8 protein-coding genes, 2 tRNA genes, 3 rRNA genes and 2 pseudogenes (2 of these 15 only partly in view) are annotated in these 19,794 nt (G+C 45.5%); 13 read left to right on the top strand and 2 right to left on the bottom strand.

Going from position 1 to position 19,794, the window contains the following annotated elements; all coding sequences use genetic code 11:
• Window positions 1-332, bottom strand: a pseudogene (locus A2048_02105) (hypothetical protein) (it extends 855 nt beyond the left edge of the window).
• A gap of 227 nt (window positions 333-559) precedes the next feature.
• Between A2048_02105 and A2048_02100 the strand changes: the two are divergent.
• The 10 genes from A2048_02100 (at window position 560) to A2048_02055 (ending at window position 16,245) form a co-directional block, all read left to right on the top strand.
• Window positions 560-2,980 (top strand): sodium-translocating pyrophosphatase, encoded by a 2,421-nt coding sequence (locus tag A2048_02100; protein OGP10732.1) that lies wholly within the window; start codon window positions 560-562, stop codon window positions 2,978-2,980.
• Window positions 2,981-3,314: 334 nt separating this feature from the next.
• A 16S ribosomal RNA gene (locus A2048_02095) occupies window positions 3,315-4,851 on the top strand.
• Window positions 4,852-5,179: 328 nt separating this feature from the next.
• A tRNA-Ile gene (locus A2048_02090) sits at window positions 5,180-5,256 on the top strand.
• 130 nt (window positions 5,257-5,386) lie between these two features.
• Window positions 5,387-5,459, top strand: a tRNA-Ala gene (locus A2048_02085).
• Between the two features lie 187 nt (window positions 5,460-5,646).
• A 23S ribosomal RNA gene (locus A2048_02080) occupies window positions 5,647-9,336 on the top strand.
• 195 nt (window positions 9,337-9,531) lie between these two features.
• A 5S ribosomal RNA gene (gene rrf / locus A2048_02075) occupies window positions 9,532-9,648 on the top strand.
• Together the 16S, 23S and 5S rRNA genes with 2 tRNA genes alongside form the textbook arrangement of a ribosomal RNA operon.
• A 180-nt stretch (window positions 9,649-9,828) precedes the next feature.
• Window positions 9,829-10,077 carry a hypothetical protein gene (locus A2048_02070; protein OGP10713.1) on the top strand — a complete coding sequence of 83 codons (249 nt, stop codon included), beginning with the start codon at window positions 9,829-9,831 and terminating at the stop codon, window positions 10,075-10,077.
• A 12-nt stretch (window positions 10,078-10,089) separates the two neighbouring features.
• Entirely contained in the window at window positions 10,090-13,095 is a 3,006-nt protein-coding gene (locus A2048_02065) for a hypothetical protein (protein ID OGP10712.1), read from the top strand.
• A gap of 92 nt (window positions 13,096-13,187) precedes the next feature.
• Entirely contained in the window at window positions 13,188-15,578 is a 2,391-nt protein-coding gene (locus tag A2048_02060; protein OGP10711.1) for a hypothetical protein, read from the top strand.
• A gap of 43 nt (window positions 15,579-15,621) precedes the next feature.
• Window positions 15,622-16,245, top strand: coding sequence for a hypothetical protein (locus A2048_02055; protein OGP10710.1), 624 nt, complete (start codon window positions 15,622-15,624; stop codon window positions 16,243-16,245).
• On the opposite strand, the gene A2048_02050 is transcribed toward A2048_02055, so the two are convergent.
• Window positions 16,242-16,658 carry a hypothetical protein gene (locus A2048_02050; protein ID OGP10709.1) on the bottom strand — a complete coding sequence of 139 codons (417 nt, stop codon included), beginning with the start codon at window positions 16,656-16,658 and terminating at the stop codon, window positions 16,242-16,244. The genes A2048_02055 and A2048_02050 overlap by 4 nt on opposite strands.
• 25 nt (window positions 16,659-16,683) lie before the next feature.
• Between A2048_02050 and A2048_02045 the strand changes: the two genes are divergently transcribed.
• From A2048_02045 to A2048_02035, 3 genes and pseudogenes are all read left to right on the top strand, one after another.
• Window positions 16,684-18,174 carry a lysine--tRNA ligase gene (locus tag A2048_02045; protein ID OGP10708.1) on the top strand — a complete coding sequence of 497 codons (1,491 nt, stop codon included), beginning with the start codon at window positions 16,684-16,686 and terminating at the stop codon, window positions 18,172-18,174.
• Between the two features lie 67 nt (window positions 18,175-18,241).
• Window positions 18,242-19,462: a hypothetical protein gene (locus A2048_02040; GenBank protein OGP10707.1), complete on the top strand. Its 1,221-nt coding sequence runs from the start codon at window positions 18,242-18,244 to the stop codon at window positions 19,460-19,462.
• Window positions 19,459-19,794: pseudogene (locus tag A2048_02035) on the top strand (hypothetical protein); it runs 888 nt beyond the window's last position. The gene A2048_02040 and the pseudogene A2048_02035 overlap by 4 nt, the downstream one beginning before the upstream one ends.

Raw genomic sequence — 19,794 nt, 5'->3', positions numbered from 1 at the left:
AGAACGCTTTTTTGTCCCTGTTCCTCCAAACGTTTTCTTGCTTGGCCAATGGTTTCTTTTACTTCTTTAACTCCCGCATTGACGGCCGAAAGGGTTGCGAAGTGATATCCCTTTTTATGGGCCAAAATTTTTGCGATCGTTGTCTTGCCAGATCCCGGAGGTCCCCAAAAGATAAGCGAAGGCAGATCATGACTTTGAGATAAAAGATGTAACAGTTTTCCCTGGCCGATGAGGTGCTCTTGACCAATACAGTCTTCTAGTTTTTGGGGGCGCATGCGATGAGCCAGTGGTGTTTTGCTTTCCAGATTTTGATTGAACAAAGATAAAGACATGGGATGTTTGTGCTGAAGTGCGGATGTACGGATGTGCTGATGAAAATTCTTAACATCTGCACATCCACACATCCGCACATCCGCACAATAAAAGATCAATCATTTCTTGACGAAACCTTCAAATTTGTATACCAGCTAGAAAATTTTTTGAAGAGGTCTTTTGTAGGGGCTTGCCACAAAACGCCCTTAAGTTTTTTAAATTCACATTTTTTAACTCGGAGGAACCCATGACCAAAAGAAGCTTCCACCTTATCTCTTGGCTTACATTTATTATCAGTTTTCTTTTTATTCGTACTGGTGTTGCCAGCGAAGCTGATATCCATCTTCCTGATTTGGCGCAAGTGCAGTTTACCATAGGCTCTTCAACTGTTGCAGGGCTTTCATTAATGTATTGGGGATTGGCTGTTTGTGGGCTGGGCCTCATTTTTAGTTTGGTGCAATATGCCCAGACAAAAAAACTTCCGGTTCATTCATCGATGAGAGATGTTTCCCAGATAATTTGGGAAACCTGTAAAACCTATCTTTTTCAACAAGGAAAATTTTTGGCTGCTTTGTGGGTGCTTATTGGAGTGTGCATGGTTTATTATTTTGGGATCTTGCAGCATGCTTCTATTTTTAATCTTGTGTTGATTTTGCTTTCTTCTATTTTGGGCATGCTTGGTTCTTATGGTGTGGCCTGGTTTGGTATTCGCATTAACACTCAAGCCAATTCACGAACGGCTTTCGCTTCTCTTTATAAAACCCCCATGCATGTTTTTAATATTCCCCTTCGTTCAGGGATGAGTGTGGGGTTGCTTTTGGTAAGTGTGGAACTTTTCTTCATGATTTGCATTTTGGTATTTCTTCCCCGTGATCTTATAGGCCCTTGTTTTATTGGTTTTGCTATTGGTGAATCTTTGGGAGCCAGCGTGCTTCGTATCTGTGGTGGTATTTTCACAAAGATTGCTGACATTGGTTCAGACCTTATGAAAATTGTCTTCAAACTTCCTGAAGATGATCCCAAAAACCCCGGGGTTATTGCGGATTGTACGGGAGATAACGCAGGAGATAGCGTTGGGCCAACGGCCGATGGCTTTGAAACCTATGGTGTTACAGGGGTGGCTCTTATTTCTTTTTTGGCAATAGCTTTGGTCGATAACCCTTCGATGTGTGCCACTTTGATCATTTGGCTTTTTGTCATGCGTATTTTGATGATCTTGACTTCTCTTGGGGCCTACTTTCTTAACAACTCCATCAGCAATGTGCTGTATGGCAGCAAGAAAGATTTTAACCTGGAACATCCTCTGACCAATTTGGTGTGGATTACTTCCCTTGTTTCCGTCGGTGTTACTTTCTTGGCCAGTCATGTTCTTTTGAAAGATTTTGGTTCCTTGTGGTGGATTTTGGCCGTCATTATTAGTTGTGGCACTATAGCAGGGGCACTCATTCCTGAATTCACCAAAGTTTTTACAAGTACAAACTCACGCCATGTGCAGGAAGTGGTCAACTCTTCCAGGCAGGGCGGGGCTTCATTAAATATTCTTTCCGGATTTGTCGCAGGAAATTTTTCAGCTTTTTGGGAAGGTACTTTGATTACGGGTCTTATGTTTGTTGCCTACTGGTTTTCCCAGTATGAATCTTTGTTAAGCATTATGCCGCAAGCTTATGCTTTTGCAGCTCCCATTTTTGCCTTTGGCTTGGTTGCTTTTGGATTTTTGGGAATGGGGCCTGTCACCATTGCTGTAGATAGTTTTGGTCCTGTTACTGATAATGCTCAATCGGTTTATGAACTCTCCCTTATTGAAAGCCGTAAAGGGATTAAGGAAGAAATCAAGAAAGAGTTTGGTTTTGTACCTAATTTCGAAGATGCCAAGCATGCCTTGGAAAAAGGCGATGGTGCAGGCAATACCTTTAAGGCCACGGCCAAGCCCATGCTGATTGGAACAGCCGTTGTTGGCGCAACCACCATGGTGTTTGGAATCATTTTATTGTTGGAAAAACTTTATGGTAATGTGGTGGCGTCTTTAAGCTTGGTTCAAGCGCCGGTTATCTTAGGGTTACTTATGGGAGGGGCTGTTATTTACTGGTTTACAGGGGCTGCTACTCAAGCTGTGGTGACAGGAGCTTATCGTGCTGTGGTATTTATTAAAGAGAATATCAAGCTCGAAGGAAGCTCAGCTTCTATTGATGATAGTAAAAAAGTGGTCGAAATTTGTACCAAGTATGCCCAAAAGGGAATGGTGAATATTTTCATTGTTATCTTTTCTATGGCTTTGGCGTTTGCTTTTTTTAATCCCTACTTTTTTATTGGTTATCTTATTGCAATGGCGTTCTTTGGCTTGTATCAGGCTATTTTCATGGCCAATGCAGGGGGTGCTTGGGATAATGCCAAAAAAGTGGTTGAAGTTGATTTAAAACAAAAAGGCACAGAGCTTCATGCTGCCAGTGTGGTGGGTGATACTGTGGGAGATCCTTTCAAAGACACTTCATCAGTGGCCCTAAACCCTGTGATTAAATTCACAACGCTTTTTGGTTTGTTGGCTGTTGAAATTGCTGTCACAATGCAATCGGCTCCATTGAAAATGGGTATCGGAATTGCTTTTTTTGTTGTTGGTTGTATCTTTGTTGCCCGTTCTTTTTATGGCATGAGAATCACCGAAAAAGAATAATACAAAAATATTTAAAACTTCTTAGATAAATCTTGACTTTGATTCGGATTTAACTAATATCCGTCAGCCTTTGAAATGAAACTTTCAAAGGGGAAGAAGGTGTTCTTTGAAAACTAAATAGCAGGAATGATTAAAGAAATCGCTAAGCGGGTTTTTGGCTTTTAAGTCAAAAACCAATTGGCTTGAACATTTGATGTTCAGGCCAAGAACCTGTCACTTCTTTAAGGAAGTGCGGTTTGAATAATTTTATCCAACCAAAACCTTATGAGTCCTGAGCGAATCCCGCAATGCGGGATAAGTCGAAGGGTTTATTGTTTTGGTTTGAGCCAAATCTCTTGAGAGTTTGATTCTGGCTCAGAACGAACGCTGGCGGCGTGCCTAACACATGCAAGTCGTACGAGAATCCCCGCGCAAGCGGGGTAGTAAAGTGGCGCACGGGTGAGTAATACATAGGTAATCTACCCTTTAGATTGGAACAACCTACCGAAAGGTGGGCTAATTCCGGATAAGCCCTGCATCGCAAGATGCCGGGGAAAGATGGCCTCTCCATGGAAGCTATCACTGAAGGCGGAGCCTGTGTCCCATCAGCTAGTTGGTAAGGTAATGGCTTACCAAGGCTATGACGGGTAGCTGGTCTGAGAGGACGATCAGCCACACTGGAACTGAAACACGGTCCAGACTCCTACGGGAGGCAGCAGTGGGGAATATTGGACAATGGGGGAAACCCTGATCCAGCAACGCCGCGTGAGGGAAGAAGGCCTTCGGGTCGTAAACCTCTGTCGAGAGGGACGAAACCAGCCATGGCTAATATCCATGGCTATTGACGGTACCTTTAGAGGAAGCACCGGCTAACTCTGTGCCAGCAGCCGCGGTAATACAGAGGGTGCAAGCGTTGTTCGGAATTACTGGGCGTAAAGAGTGTTCAGGCGGGCTTGTAAGTCAGGTGTTAAATCCCCCGGCTTAACCGGGGACTGTCGCTTGATACTGCAAGTCTTGAGTTTCGGGGAGGTGGGTGGAATTCCCAGTGTAGAGGTGAAATTCGTAGAGATTGGGAGGAACACCGGAGGCGAAAGCGACTCACTAACCGAATACTGACGCTGATACACGAAAGCGTGGGTAGCAAACAGGATTAGATACCCTGGTAGTCCACGCTGTAAACGATGGATACTAGGCGTTGGAGGAATTGATCCCTTCAGTGCCGTAGCTCACGCATTAAGTATCCCGCCTGGGGAGTACGGCCGCAAGGTTAAAACTCAAAGGAATAGACGGGGGCCCGCACAAGCGGTGGAGCATGTGGTTCAATTCGACGCAACGCGAAGAACCTTACCTGGACTTGACATCTGGAGAATTTCCTAGAGATAGGAAAGTGCCTTCGGGAGCTCCAAGACAGGTGCTGCATGGCTGTCGTCAGCTCGTGTCGTGAGATGTTGGGTTAAGTCCCGCAACGAGCGCAACCCCTAGCTTTAGTTGCTACCATTTGGTTGAGCACTCTAAAGTGACTGCCGGCGTCAAGCCGGAGGAAGGTGGGGATGACGTCAAGTCCTCATGGCCTTTATGTCCAGGGCTACACACGTGCTACAATGGAAGTTACAAAGGGTTGCCAACCCGCGAGGGGCAGCTAATCCCAGAAAAGCTTCCTCAGTTCGGATTGAAGTCTGCAACTCGACTTCATGAAGCTGGAATCGCTAGTAATCGCGGATCAGCAATGCCGCGGTGAATACGTTCCCGGGCCTTGTACTCACCGCCCGTCACACCACGAAAGCTGAGTGTACCAGAAGTCCCCTCACGGGGCCCAAGGTATAATCGGTGATTGGGGTGAAGTCGTAACAAGGTATCCGTACCGGAAGGTGCGGATGGATCACCTCCTTTCTAAGGAAAAGATGAGTTCAAGTGGAATGTGAAATGTAGGCATATAGCTTACAGGAAACAAAGAAACTTTGAACAAGTCTTATAAAGATCAATCGATAGGGTTTCTTGAATCTGTTTTAGGATGGAGATCATCCTGCTATTTAGTTTGCCCCGCGAAGTGGCTTTCCATCTCGCGGGGTTAATTTTTCTGCTCTTTTAAAGTTTGTTGGTGTTACTCGGGCCATCGGGTTTTTCAGGTCCGAAGAACGAATTACGAAGAACGATTATCGAAATTTTCGCCATTCGTTCACGTTCTTCCTTCATCGGAAAAATTTTCTGGTGAAAATTTTCGGGCTTGTAGCTCAGGTGGTTAGAGCGCACCCCTGATAAGGGTGAGGTCGGTAGTTCGAGTCTACCCAGGCCCACAAAAATTTCCGATAGGAAATTTTTCCTCCATTTTCTATTTTCAATTCTCCATTTTCCGAGCCTGTAATTTGGAGAGAAAAGAAAATAGATAATGGCTATAGAAAATAGAGGGAAAATTTCTTCGAAATTTTCGGGGCTGTAGCTCAGCTGGGAGAGCGCTAGCTTTGCAAGCTAGATGTCATCGGTTCGATCCCGATCAGCTCCACATTGGGAGCGGAAGTAAGAAATAGGAAATAGCGAACAAGTGATTGTTTGTTATTTCGTGTCTCTTGCCTCTTTGATTAAGAGATGCTCTTTTTTTTCTAGGAAGTAAATTTCCCAAGAAAAATGTGTTCTTTGACAATTACATATTCTTTTATTTAACAATTTTGCTGAGATCATATTTTATCAAGAATTAGGTGATCAAGCTAAAAAGGGCGTACGGTGGATGCCTAGGCGGAAACTGGCGATGAAGGACGTGTCTAGCTGCGATAAGCTTCGGGGAGCTGCTAAGAGAGCTTTGATCCGGAGATTTCCGAATGGGGCAACCTTCCTTTCCATTGGAAAGGAATCCTCCGCTGAATATATAGGCGGAGAGAAGCAAACCCAGGGAACTGAAACATCTCAGTACCTGGAGGAAAAGACATCAATTGAGATTCTCCTAGTAGTGGCGAGCGAACGGGGAACAGCCTAAACCGGCATCAACACCGATTGTATACGTAGGGGTCGACCCGTATAAATGGGCAAACATGTGGGTTTGCCCCTACAGTGCAATGGGTGTTGATGCCGGGGTTGCGGGACCTTAATGTGGGATGTGTGAGGGTAGTCGAACGGTCTGGAACGGCCGGTCATAGAAGGTGATAACCCTGTAGACGAAACTTAAGCACACCCTAGAGGTATCCCAAGTACCACGGGACACGTGAAATCCTGTGGGAATCCGGGTGGACCATCATCCAAGGCTAAATACACGTTTCCGACCGATAGTGAACTAGTACCGCGAGGGAAAGGTGAAAAGCACCCAGAGATGGGAGTGAAATAGTATCTGAAACCGTATGCCTACAAGCAGTGGGAGCACTATGCCCCGCAAGGGGAATGTGTGACCGCGTGCCTTTTGCATAATGAGTCAGCGAGTTACTGGTTGCAGCAAGGTTAAGGCCCAAAAGGGCTGGAGCCGTAGCGAAAGCGAGTCTTAAAAGGGCGATTAAGTTGCAATTAGTAGACCCGAAACCTAGTGATCTAACCATGGGCAGGATGAAGGCTCGGTAATACGAGCTGGAGGTCCGAACTAGTGACCGTTGAAAAGGTCTTGGATGACCTGTGGTTAGGGGTGAAAGGCTTATCAAACTGGGAGATAGCTGGTTCTCCTCGAAATATATTGAGGTATAGCCTCACTGAATCAATAACGGAGGTAGAGCACTGGATGGTCTAGGGCCTCTTACCGAGGTACCAAAACCAACCAAACTCCGAATTCCGTTAATTGCCACAGTGGGAGTCAGACGGTGGGTGATAATGTTCATCGTCAAAAGGGAAAAAGCCCAGACCATCAGCTAAGGCCCCTAAATACACACTAAGTGGGAAAGGATGTGGAGGCGCATAAACAGCCAGGAGGTTGGCTTAGAAGCAGCCATCCTTTAAAGAAAGCGTAACAGCTCACTGGTCTAGTGAATCCGCGCCGAAAATGTAACGGGGCTCAAGTGTGTTGCCGAAGCTATGGATGCATCGTCTTTTAGATGATGCGTGGTAGAGGAGTATTCCGTAGGCCGTTGAAGGACGACTGAAAGGACGTCTGGAGGTATCGGAAGAGCTTATGCTGACATGAGTAGCGATAAACGTAGTGAGAAACTACGTCGCCGAAAATCCAAGGTTTCCTGAGCAAGGTTAATCCGCTCAGGGTTAGTCGGTACCTAAGCCGAGGCCGAAAGGCGTAGGTGATGGAGGACAGGTTAATATTCCTGTACCGTTTTGGTAGCGCTATGACCTTCGAGGTGACGGAGAAGGGTAGACAAGCGGCCGATTGGAAGTGGCCGTTCAAGCCTGTAGGAGGATGTCCCAGGTAAATCCGGGATGTCATTACTCCGAGAAGTGAGTACGACCGATCCCCTTCGGGGGTGACGATAGTTGTCGATCCCATGCTTCCAAGAAAAACCTCGTCGGAAGTTGCCAAGATGACCGTACCGTAATCCGACACAGGTGGATGAGGTGAAAATCCTAAGGCGCTTGAGTGATCTCTGGCTAAGGAACTCTGCAAATTAATGCCGTAACTTAGGGAGAAGGCATGCCACGATTTGTGAAGGGATTTACTCCCGGAGCATTTCGAGGTCGCAGTGAAAGGGTGGCGGCGACTGTTTAACAAAAACACAGGGCTCTGCAAAGTCGCGTAAGACGACGTATAGGGCCTGAAACCTGCCCGGTGCTGGAAGGTTAAAGCGAGCTGTTAGTCGCAAGACGAGGCAGCGACCTGAAGCCCCAGTAAACGGCGGCCGTAACTATAACGGTCCTAAGGTTAACCAAACGCTAGCCTTAGTAAAACTGAACCATATGCGGGAAACTCCTCAACAGCCATTCAGTACTCGTCCACACTAGTGGAAAGTAAAAATCTGATGGACAAGGGGACAATCCGCAGGGAAGGCCTGGTTTGTACCAGGAACCCTCAGAGACTTTACGTTCGGGAACTGCCAATGAAACTTGAATCTCAATGGATCACAGGTTTTGTGGATGGTGAAGGTTGTTTTCATGTGGGGATTAATCCTCATACGGAAATGACGGCAGGCTACCAAGTGTTGCCTGAATTCACTGTCGTACAACACAAACGTGATATTCAAATACTGCATGCGCTCAAAGATTATTTTGGTTGTGGTGTTGTTCGTACCAACCATGGTGATCGGATGGCGTATCGGGTGAGGTCTATCAAAGATCTCTCACAGATTATCATTCCATTTTTTTTCAAGCATCCTCTCCAGTCAAAGAAACGAATTGATTTTGAAAAATTCAAATCGGTTCTATCTCTGATGAATGAGGATGTTCATTTGCACGCAGACGGAATTGAGGAAATCCGTCGGATTGCGAGTCAAATGAATCGAGGTAGTTTAAGATAAAGTCCGGCTCATATGGAAACATATGAGGGATACCGAGCGAAATTCCTTGTCGGGTAAGTTCCGACCTGCACGAATGGTGTAACGATTGCCACACTGTCTCGGCCAGAGGCTCAGCGAAATTGTATTTGCGGTGCAGATGCCGTATACCCGCAGAAAGACGGAAAGACCCTGTGCACCTTTACTATAACTTGGCACTGAACTTCGGGTCGGTTTGTGTAGGATAGGTGGGAGACTTTGAAGCTGGGGCGCTAGCCTTGGTGGAGTCAACCTTGAAATACCACCCTGATCGTTCTGGAGTTCTAACCGACGCCCGTTAGCCGGGCGCGGGACACTGTCTGGTGGGTAGTTTGACTGGGGCGGTCGCCTCCCAAAATGTAACGGAGGCGCGCAAAGGTTCCCTCAGGCTGATTAGAAACCAGCCGTCGAGTGCAATGGCATAAGGGAGCTTAACTGTGAGACAAACAAGTCGAACAGATGCGAAAGCAGGTCATAGTGATCCGGTGGTCCCGTATGGAAGGGCCATCGCTCATCGGACAAAAGGTACGCCGGGGATAACAGGCTGATTTACCCCAAGAGTTCATATCGACGGGGAAGTTTGGCACCTCGATGTCGGCTCATCGCATCCTGGGGCTGTAGCAGGTCCCAAGGGTTTGGCTGTTCGCCAATTAAAGCGGTACGCGAGCTGGGTTCAGAACGTCGTGAGACAGTTCGGTCCCTATCTTCTGTGGGCGTAGGAAATTTGAGGGGATCTGTCCCTAGTACGAGAGGACCGGGATGGACGGACCTCTAGTGTACCAGTTGTCACGCCAGTGGCAGTGCTGGGTAGCTATGTTCGGATCCGATAAACGCTGAAAGCATCTAAGCGTGAAACGGACCCCAAGACTAGATTTCCCATCCGCGCAAGCGGATCTAAAGACCCCTTGTAGACGACAAGGTTGATAGGCCGGGTGTGTACGGGCAGTAATGCCTTAAGCTTACCGGTACTAATTGGTCGTGCGGCTTGATCATCTTTTATTTTATAATCGTGTCTGTAGGGGCGGGGTAACCTACCCCTACATGACATGATCTCTGCAAAATTGTTTTAAAGGATATGTAATTTTATCGTCATCCGTGGGCGGGAGATCCAAATATGGATCCCCGCTTTCGCGGGGACGTAAGAAACTGTAACGTTCGCCATTGGCGAACTAACATTTTCTAACGTTTTCTGGTGGTTATACCGGGGAGGTCACACCCGATCCCATTCCGAACTCGGAAGTTAAGCTCCCACGGGCCGATGGTACTTGCCTCGCACGGGGCTGGAAGAGTAGGTTGCTGCCAGATTTATTTAATAAAAACCCCAATCGATTAAAATCGGTTGGGGTTTTTTATTGCCAAGAATTTTGAGAGGGAAGGTTCCAACCCCGCGACGCGGGGTGGAGTGGGGACGATGCAAAATTTTACTTCATCACATACAAATTTTTTCTAGAGAACTCCTTCGACTTCCATTATTATAGTTAACTTATGGATGACACGAAAAAAGACAATGCAGGTCAGGATGAACTACCTTCTTACGAAGAAGCCGAAAATTTGGATGCCACCATGGTGGATATGAATCTTCCAAAAGTAAAATCACCACCACCCAAGCCCGTGGATACTGGTATTGATAGCCAGAAAAAAAAGGCTGATGAAAAAGAGTTGGAAGAACTTCTTAAAAAGCAGAAATCACTTGTGAACCGTTTGGGGCTCTCCAATATTTTCAAGAAAAAGTAAGGTCAAAAAAATATGGCCAACAAGGGGGATACTGAAAATACGGATTGGTCGCGGGAGGATGAGGCCGATCTTGACAAGACAAGTAATGAAATCCCCTTGTCCCAGAGTGGGGAGCTTGACCAAACCAAAACGAGCATCAGGGCCCCTGTAACCCTTGAAAACATTGAGAATACCGACAAAACTCCATTGCCCAAGAAAAATCCTTTGGGTTTTTTGAAAAGAATAAAAATCCATTTCCCCCAAAAGCCTCACATAAATTTTCCCCGGTTTTTTTCTAAAATAAAGCCCTCGAATATTTTCACATCCTCTTTTTCAGGAACTCTTTTGGGCAAAATAAGGGCCCTTATTGTTTCCTCATTTTGTTTTGCAGGAGGGCTCCTGTTTTTGGGATTGTTGGGGCTTGCCTCTTGGAAGCAATGGCAGCTCGGCATGGGGCCGACCTTTTATCTTGTGGTTGGTACATTGGCTATCATTTTCCTTTTTAGTTTCTTGGCTCTTGTTTTGGGAAGGTCGTGGGTTAGCTTTTTAAAGCTACCCTTGGTGGGGTTTTTGGGGCTTATGGCCTATCAGCTTTTTTTCTGGGGGTCGGGCTCATCGGGGTTGTTTAGTTATGACCCTTGGAATCTGGCCGTTTTACTTAATCATATTTTTCTTCTGTTGTGGTTGTTTCAGATTTTGTATGTCTTATTTATTTATCCGCATTCCGTTTTCTTGAAAATCATCCTCGTTCTTTTGGGTTTGTATGGCATTGCCGGGTTTGTTGAAAATATAAGACATAGGGTTTTGTTGGAAGCTTCATGGTACGGCAGTGGTTTTTTGGAGAAAATTCCCTTTGTGTGGGCTCAGCCTGTTTTTGTGAATCTCCATGTTTTGGGGCCCCTGTTTTTGATTGTGGCCCTTTGTTATGCCATTTTATTGCGGCGTCATCGCAATAGAGCTTGGATTTTTTGGAATGTCCCGGTTTTGCTGCTTGTGAGTGCCAATGGACTTCTTCTTTTACAAAACAATCGTGTGGATAATGCCCTTGAGTTTTTTTGGCCTAAATTATTAATGGCAGGATCCCTTGAAATTCAAACCAAAGATCTCCAGTTAAACTTGGCTACAAAAAACTTTGTAAAAGCTGAAGGGGTCGATACCGTTGGGCGTTATCAAATAAAGCTGGCCCAGCCTGTCAATGCGGGGACACCTCAAAATTATCTTGTCAAAGTGCAAACCATGGACGGTTTGCCGGTTTTCTTTCTTGAGAAAAACGATTTTGACCTATGGCTTGGAAATAAGCTTTATGCCGATTGGTCATTAACCCCTGTTTTTTCACCAAATACAAAAAGTAAAAACAAGGTGATGAAAGCAGGTGTCTATGAATTGCAGTTAAAAACGCAGCCGGTTTTTCCCCAAATTGCGTTACAAATACCGCCCCAGGGGTCTATCTGGTTTAAAGACCAATCCATCCGGATTGATTTACTCCTTAATGATGCGGACAATGTTTTCATGGATGTATCTGTCGATGGAAAAGTGTTGGCCCACGAAACAAATCTGGCTTCGCGTTCGATGTTTGAGTTTCCGGCCACGGATCTTGATGTGGGGAAACATTTTTTGGAAGTTCTTGTTGAGAATAGTCGCAGCTTGCAAAAGAAAATTTCCCAAGAAATAGAAATAAAAGCGGCCTTTAGTTTTGCCATTGCCTCTCCTATGGAAGGTGATTTTTTTATGGATGCCTTGCCCGTATTTATCCATGTGGGGGGTGTGCCATCAAGTGATAAAGCTGTGGTGAATCTATTGTTAAATGGGAAAACCGTTGGAGAAAAGAGCGAAACCCCTTATTCATTTTTGGTTCCCACTCAAGATTTGCCCGCCAGCACTTATGATTTAACAGTGAATGTAGTGACACAATCAGGTGGAACTCAAACAAAAACGGTTAAATTAGCCAAAGGGGTTGCGCCGCAGGTTTCTTTTGTAAGCCCGGGACTGGGAGAGTTTGTCCCCGTAAATTTGTCTGTGGAAGCCAAGGTTTCCGCAGAGACCCCTGCTTCAAAACTTGAATTGTACATGGATGGCAGTTTGGTCAAAGCCTGGGATGTGCCTCCTTACAAAACAGATTTGGATACTTCGTCGTGGCAGGAAGGGGTTCATATTCTTACTTTAAGAGCTTACACTCTTTTGGGGGCCACACATTCACAATCTATTACAGTAAGTGGTGGTGTGGGGGAACTTTCCTTGTCAGTGGCGGGAGTGGGGGAGGCCCAAGAGATGTCTTCTCCGTTCAAGAAAATTGTTTTTGTCTTGGATGCCAGTGTCAGCCAGTATGATGCATGGTCCGGGAAAACAAAATGGGAATGGATCACGAAACTTTTTTCATTAAACGAAATTTTTTCAAAATTCAAATCAAGCCAGGTTGGTATTGTTGTTTCAGGAAGTCGCCATGGTTATGCCGAAAAAAATTGCCGGGATGCCACTCTCTTAAGCCCCATGGCTCCCTTTAATGTAACCCGATTAAGGCAGAAATTAAGGGAAGTAACCCCTTTGGGAAATTTTTCCTTGTTGAAGGCTCTTGAAATGGCTTTTTTGCAAAAACCACAAAAAATTATCGTTCTCACCGACGGCCTGGATGCCTGTTCTTTTTCTTCAGATGTTTTGGAAAAAAACAAAACTTCCTTACCCGTGATTGATTTTGTTGTTTTGGGAAAACAGGAAAAAGATCAGGAAATCTTCTTTGATGAAATAGCCAAAAGGACCTCCGGGCAGGTTGTTAGAATGGAAAAAGGGGAGGATATACAGCCTAAAACATTGGAATTATTAAGTATTTATTATCAGGTGACCCGTGGCTCCACTCCAGTTTTATCAAGCCCCTTGGACGGGCAGACACGTTCTTTAAGATCAGGAAATTACACATTAAAAATTTTTAGTGTGCCGCCTGCAGAAGAAATTTCCTTGGAAATTAAAAATGGGCTGCACCATAAAATAGAGCTTTTCGTAGAAGGCCAAAAAACCCTCCTCAAACAAGCAACAAATCCCTTCTAAATGCGATAAAGAGCCTCGACAAATAAAGAAATAATTAATAAAAGCGGGTCTCTTTTTTTTAAAGGGAAGTTTTCTTTTTTGTTCAGGAAAAAATGACAGATTTACCTTCAGCAATCACTCTTCTTCCGGACCAAGTTCAGTTGGCCTACGATCTCATTTATGGGGCTCATCAATTAGCTCAAAAGGATCCTCCCTATGAGTGGTTTGATATTGTTCGTGGAAATGGGCGTCTAGAAGACACGACGGCACGCTTCCAGTTATTGTCTGTTCTTGAATCCGGTCTCGATGGCCGAAGGCCTCTTGAAGTAAATTCTGATCAAGCACAACTCATTCAAGATTATTTGCTTTGTTTTGGCCGTGTGGATGACCGCTATGTCGGGCTGGATAATACGCTCGAAAGGGGGCTTCATCGCATAGCACAAGCAGGAGGACCAAGTGCTCTTCCCGTGGTGGCTCGTAATCGCAGGGCCATAGTGGACGCCTTTGCCAGAAGTATTTTAGGGCATCTTGATCCCAAGGCTTTGCGTGCTTGGGTACGTACTCAAATTGTACTTCTTATAGGAGATCCGGAAACTTTACTAGAGGTACTAAAACAATTTTTACCCGATATCGCAAACATTAGAATCAAAAAGGGCATGATATCCGACCAAACAATCTTTTCCAGTGTTCATGATATTTTCAAACTGGTTGAAGGTCTTATTAATGAGGTTCTTACCGCCTTTGATCAGGATCCGTCCCAGTTTGAACATCCTTCGCGTGTGGCGACACCAGTGGGGAAGAAGGTTGATTTGACCGATGGAATCAAAAGAGCAAGAAGGTTGCTTAAATTAGCGGAATCTCTTTTAGATAAGGCAAGTGCGGGTGAGGGAGTTAGAAACGTAAACAAGGCCATCCGGGACCGTTGGAAGGCTTTAAACGGGCTAGAGAAGGCGCTTAATGACATTCCCGAACGGCTTGCAAGGGCTGAAAATTTTCAGGCAGAGGCCATGGAAACCCTGAATGCCGGCCAATCCCTTTTTGATATTCTGCAGGCTTTTCAACTGAAACTGGATGCTGTCCGAATTTATGTGGATACCGCCCGTTTTTTAAGATGGAGAAAGCGTTCTGAAAAATCATTCGTCCTTTATCAGCGGGCTCAGGTTCTTATTCAAGAATGCCGGTATTTGTTGGAAATTGTTCTTGAAGCGTGCCAGGGGCATGATGAAGCCAGAAGAAGACTGGAACTTCATTTTCTGACGCCCTTGAAGGATCTGGAAAGTTTTATTGAAGTGGGAACTCAAGCCAATGCCAATGCCCCAGAGTGTCATGCACTTGTTGAGACAACAATGCGGTCCCTGGCTCTTAAGCTTGAGTCCTACAGGCATGCGGTTAAGTTACTCACCCTTTTGTTGTTTCCAAAACCATTTTTCATGAGAACAAGCGTACCAAGGAATGTGGGTTTGCTGGTTCCCTTGACTAGTTCCAGTCAGTTAAATCCGCAAGTAAGAGATCATTTGCCCGATGGTATTGTGGATGCTCTGGCCAGAGGAAACACCTTTGCCGTGCTTGATTTTGGAGCCGTACTCGATTTGGGTCAGCAGATGGAGACGCCGCCAGAGATGCGTCGGCTGCATCCTGCCACAGAGGACGATCTGGAGACAGATGTTGTTGTTTTTCTTCATGAGCTCATTCCTGATCTGGATAGTGCGGCCAGCGATGAATATGCCGTGGAATTGCCAAGTCGGGCGCCGGGAACCGAGTCCACAAGTGCCAAAATAACGGTGGGCGATTTTTTTGTCGAGGTTGATTTAATCGAACCGGACGCCATCACCCTTCGGTTGGGAGTCAATGCGGATACAAAAGGTACAGTTGATCCGGCTTTTGCCGAAAATATTCTCAGAAAATTATTTGCTCAATTGGCGAATGCCTCCTTTTGGGAAAAGTTTTCCAGAATTTTGGCCCGTCCCTATTTAAGAATTTTGCAGCCGGGAATGCCTGAGGACATTTATCGATTGGATGCATGGAACCAAGGGGGAACCTGGGCGGATATTGATCTTTCGGTTTTTTCAGCGGAAGGGAGGCTGGGGGATGCAGCAGAGACTCCTGATCAAGGAGGTTTTCGCGAAATTTCAACAGGAGGGGCTCGTTTGGCACAAGCCTTGAAGGGGATGGGTGCTGCCCCTGGAGATGGGAATAACCCCACCGAAGCTTCTCACTTCGGGCGTATTTTGGGCCTTACCCGCTTTCAAGCAGGGGACCCAGTTCCTGTAAGCTCTGAGGGTGTTAGCGCTGCTACCGCTCTTCAACACTCTTTTGTCCCTCATGTATTACCGAGGCCTTTAAATGGGAGAATAGGTTCGTTAAAAGATCCTGGTTCATCAAGGCTTAACAGACCTATGACTTCGAGAACAATTCCCATGAGTCGTCTAAGATTTGGACCTCCTCCTTTGAGGCCTACCCGAATACCCGGAGTGTCTCGGTATGTTCCTCGTCCTTTTAAATGAGAGTTGATTTACAAGCCCCGTTATGGCACAAAGCTTTTAGTTTATGAGTCAAACCATTGGAGACATTATAGCTGCTTTTGAGACGCGTAAATTTGATCCTTTTGCCCCCGAATGGAATGGGGATTTAACTTCTGAAGGGCCAGCCTTGCCTGCTCCCGAAGGCGTTGCGCAACTTCTACCAGCAGAAGCAGAACCAAGGCTTCCGTGGACACTTGAAGGTATTCGTGATGGACGATATGTCACTTTTACTGAGCGTCTGCAGGCTTTGTTAGATGGAGTTGATCCTAAAGCTGGACCCTTGCCAGATGGGGAGCGAATTGTTGATCTTGTTTTAAGAGATGGAACATGGGCTGATCCAAATGATGTTACCGCTCATTCTCAAAGACCCGCTGTTCCTCGATTCACACAGCGACGCCCCAGTGGTTTAGATGCAAGTGTTCTTTTTGAAGATCTTGGAGACCTTCCTCCTTTAGAAGGAGTTGAAAGCTTAACTCCTGGTTGGCCAGCCTTAGCTCAACCAAGTTCCCCTGCGCCTACGGTACATGCCGCATCAAATACGGCTAGAGGGGCTCATCCCCATGTTGGATGGCGCCCTACGACTGCTTTTCATCCTTTTCCAGGAGTTGCTCGCTTTGCTTCCAGATTACCTGTAATACGATTTCGTTAAGCCGCTCGGCTAAAGGCAATTTTTAAATGTTTGCGGTTTTCTTTTTTGACTTCGTGCAAGATATTTTTAAGGCGGGTCATTTGTTCTTCGGGCAGGCTTTTGGGGAGGAACAAAATTTCGTTGTAAGGCACATCAATCCATAAATGGTGCAGCGCCATTTCCAAGGCTTCCAGGTTTTTTTCCATTTCAATTTTTTCTTCATCTGAAAAAATGCGTTCTTCCATGTTTTTTAAGGAGAGCTCCAAGTAGCATGTAATGGCCTTAAGCAGGCGGCTGCGAAACGAGCTTGAGGCAATAAAAACCATCTGCCGTTTGGCCATGGCGATAAGGGAAGGTTGATTCATAACACGTGCCATACGCCACTGATTATGAATGAAATAAAGATTCAAACAAAGAAAAAAATGGCCTTTCATTTATTTTTTGGTTAAGGAATGTCGCATGGCAACCGATGAAAATATTTACATGAAACAGCGCCTTGACAAGGCACAAAATTTGCGTGCACAAAATCATAATCCTTATGGTAATGGTTTTGTTCCGTCGGCCACGACAGATGATTTATCGGCACGTTATTCCTCTTATGATGCAGCAAAACTAGAAGGACTGACCGAAGTTTTTTCGTTGGCGGGGCGCGTCATGGCCAACCGCCTTTTTGGAAAGGCCGGTTTTTTACGCTTACGTGATCGCACCGGCGAATTGCAGGTTTTTTGTCAAAAGGGAAGTTTAAGCGATGAGCAATTCCAGTTCTATAAAAATCTGGATGTGGGCGATTTTGTTTTTGTGGAAGGAGAACTGTTTCGCACCAAAACAAACGAACTCACCTTAATGGCTCAATCGTTTGCATATGTCACCAAAAGCATCCGAAATCTTCCGGAAAAATGGCATGGGTTAAGCGATGTCGAAACCCGTTATCGCCAGCGTTATGTTGATTTAATTGCCAATCCGGAAGTCAAAAACACATTCATCAAACGCTCGCAAATCATCACTGCCATCCGTCAATTTTTGATTGAACGCCAATTCCTGGAAGTAGAAACCCCCATGATGCACTCCATTCCCGGAGGCGCTTCCGCCAGGCCCTTTGTGACCCATCATAATACTTTGGACATGGATTTGTATTTGCGTATTGCCCCAGAGCTTTATTTGAAGAGGCTTGTTGTGGGCGGTTTAGAACGTGTCTTTGAAATTAACCGGAATTTTCGCAACGAGGGAATTTCCATTCAGCACAATCCCGAATTCACGATGCTTGAATTTTATCAAAGCTATGCCACCTATGAAGACCTCATGGCCCTTACCGAGGAAATGCTTTCAGGCCTGGTTCAAAAAATTTTTGGAACCTGCAAAATAAAATATCAGGAAACCGAAATTGATTTTACGCCCCCTTTTAAAAGATTACCCATTGCCACAGCGTTAGTTGAAATAGGCGGGCTTGAGGCCGCCAAGGTCCACGACAAAAACTTTTTGGCTGAAGAATGTTACAAGCGCGGCATCATGGAGCGGGGCAAGCCTGGGGGAATTGGCCTGTATCAGACGCTCTTGTTTGAACATTTGGTTGAATCCAAACTCATTCAACCCACTTTTGTCACTGAATTTCCCCTGGAAGTAAGCCCGCTGGCCCGCCGCAATGATAAAAATCCGGATATTGTTGACCGTTTTGAACTGATGATTTTTGGACGTGAACTTGCCAATGGATTTTCAGAATTAAATGATCCTGTTGATCAAAAAGAACGTTTCTTAAAACAGGTTGAAGCTCGTGATGCGGGCGATGAAGAGGCCATGTATTTTGATGCGGATTACATTCGCGCTCTTGAATATGGTATGCCGCCAACGGCCGGGGAGGGTATTGGTATCGACCGTTTGGTGATGTTGCTTACCGATTCGCCCAGTATCCGCGATGTGATTTTGTTCCCTCAATTGCGTGCCGAAAAACCGTAGGGGCAAACTCATGGTTCGATGGTTCGACTCGGCTCACCATGTCCGGTAAGGATATTTTGGGTATTGCATGTCCCTATTCCCCCTTCATATCGCCCTTCGTTTTTTTAAGTCCCATTCATCCAGACGCTTTGTCTTGTTTCTTTCGGTCGTTTCTTTTTTGAGCATGGCCTTTTCTGTGTGCGCTGTTTTGCTTATTCAGGCAGTGACCAGTGGTTTTTCTTCGTCACTTGAACAAGCCATGATCGGATTCAGGTCGCATCTTGAGTTGGTTGATAAAAACAACCAGTTGACTTCAGATGAAGTGAAAAGGAAGGTGGCTGGTATTTCCGGCATTGAATCTATTGAGGAAGTTGTGGAGGCCCCGGCCATTTTGAAAATTGGCGATGGGCAAACTTATGGTGTAATGGTCAGGGCCACTCATTTTGATCAGGCTATGCGTGCAAAATACCGTGCCGAATATTTTGATGAGTGGGTCGCGTCTGACATTGATGAAAATGAAATTTCCGTTTTTGTGGGCAGAGAATTGTTGTCCCGCATGCAGGTTTTTCCCTCTGGAATGGAAGAAGCCGAACTGATCAATCCTGTAGGGGATGTGGGCCCCTTGGGAGATATTGAACCCACTTTACATAAGGTGAAGTTGGCAGGTTTTTTTTCAACCGGTTTTTTCGAGGCTGATTCGCACTATCTTTTGGCCCCCATGGGTTTGGCGCCGTTTCTTACTTCAGGCCAACCCCCTTCAAAGATATTTTATTTTTATTTAAAAGATGGTCTGAATGCGCAGAGTGTTCAGAAACAAATCCAAAAAATATGGCCCGATGCGGGGCTGACAAGCTGGAAGGATAAAAGCCATAAACTCTATCGTGCCCTTGTTTTAGAACGTATGGCCATGTTTCTGCTTCTGGCCGTGGCTCTGTTGTTGGCCTGTTTGAATGTGGGAAGCCTGGTGGGGTTGCTTGTCGAACAACATCAAAAAGACATGGGAGTTTTATATGCTACAGGGCTTGATCGCATAAGACTTAAGAGAATTTTTGCCAGCTTCGGTTTGCTTTTGGGAGGGTTGGGGTCCTTGTTTGGTGTTTTCATGGCGGTTGTTCTTATGAATACCTTTTTTAAAAGGCCCCTTCATTTGCCCGATGCTTATTTTGTCAAAGAACTCGTTCTTCAGCCCCATATCGTCTGGTTTTTTGTGGTTCTTCTTTTTGTTCCGTTGATGGCTTTTTTGGCTTCACTATGGCCATTAAAGAGTTTTCGTCGATTTAATCTTTCTGAAATATTAAGGGCCCCATGAACAAAAGATGGGTTATCGATATTGCGTTAAGAAATCTTTCAGAGCTAAGAACTCAACCCCCGCTTTTGGGGACGGCCAAAAAGGTTTCGATGGGGGCGCTTATTTTTGGAAGCATGGTTGTGCTGGTGGTGCTTTCGGTAGTGGGTGGTTTTCAGCGCGAATATCACCGGGCCATCCTTAATTTTAATGCCCATGTCATTGTAAGTCGTGTTGAGTCGAATTTTTCTTCTTTGACAAGCTTAACCCAAGACTTGCAAAAAATGCCCCAGGTAAAGGGAATCAGTTCCTTTGTTTTCAAGGAGGGGCTGACCCCTACGGATTTGGGTCTTAAA

It is taken from the genome of Deltaproteobacteria bacterium GWA2_45_12 (assembly GCA_001797365.1).
Lineage (GTDB): Bacteria > UBA10199 > UBA10199 > UBA10199 > UBA10199 > UBA10199.
Note: the sequence above shows the minus strand (reverse complement) of the source record. Positions and strands in the feature narration are given on the sequence as shown.

Coding starts and splice junctions, on each gene's coding strand:
- A2048_02055 (OGP10710.1), top strand. CDS start 15,622: ATGAGTCAAACCATTGGAGACATTATAGCTGCTTTTGAGACGCGTAAA.
- A2048_02100 (OGP10732.1), top strand. CDS start 560: ATGACCAAAAGAAGCTTCCACCTTATCTCTTGGCTTACATTTATTATC.
- A2048_02060 (OGP10711.1), top strand. CDS start 13,188: ATGACAGATTTACCTTCAGCAATCACTCTTCTTCCGGACCAAGTTCAG.
- A2048_02065 (OGP10712.1), top strand. CDS start 10,090: ATGGCCAACAAGGGGGATACTGAAAATACGGATTGGTCGCGGGAGGAT.
- A2048_02050 (OGP10709.1), bottom strand. CDS start 16,658: ATGAAAGGCCATTTTTTTCTTTGTTTGAATCTTTATTTCATTCATAAT.
- A2048_02070 (OGP10713.1), top strand. CDS start 9,829: ATGGATGACACGAAAAAAGACAATGCAGGTCAGGATGAACTACCTTCT.
- A2048_02040 (OGP10707.1), top strand. CDS start 18,242: ATGTCCCTATTCCCCCTTCATATCGCCCTTCGTTTTTTTAAGTCCCAT.
- A2048_02045 (OGP10708.1), top strand. CDS start 16,684: ATGGCAACCGATGAAAATATTTACATGAAACAGCGCCTTGACAAGGCA.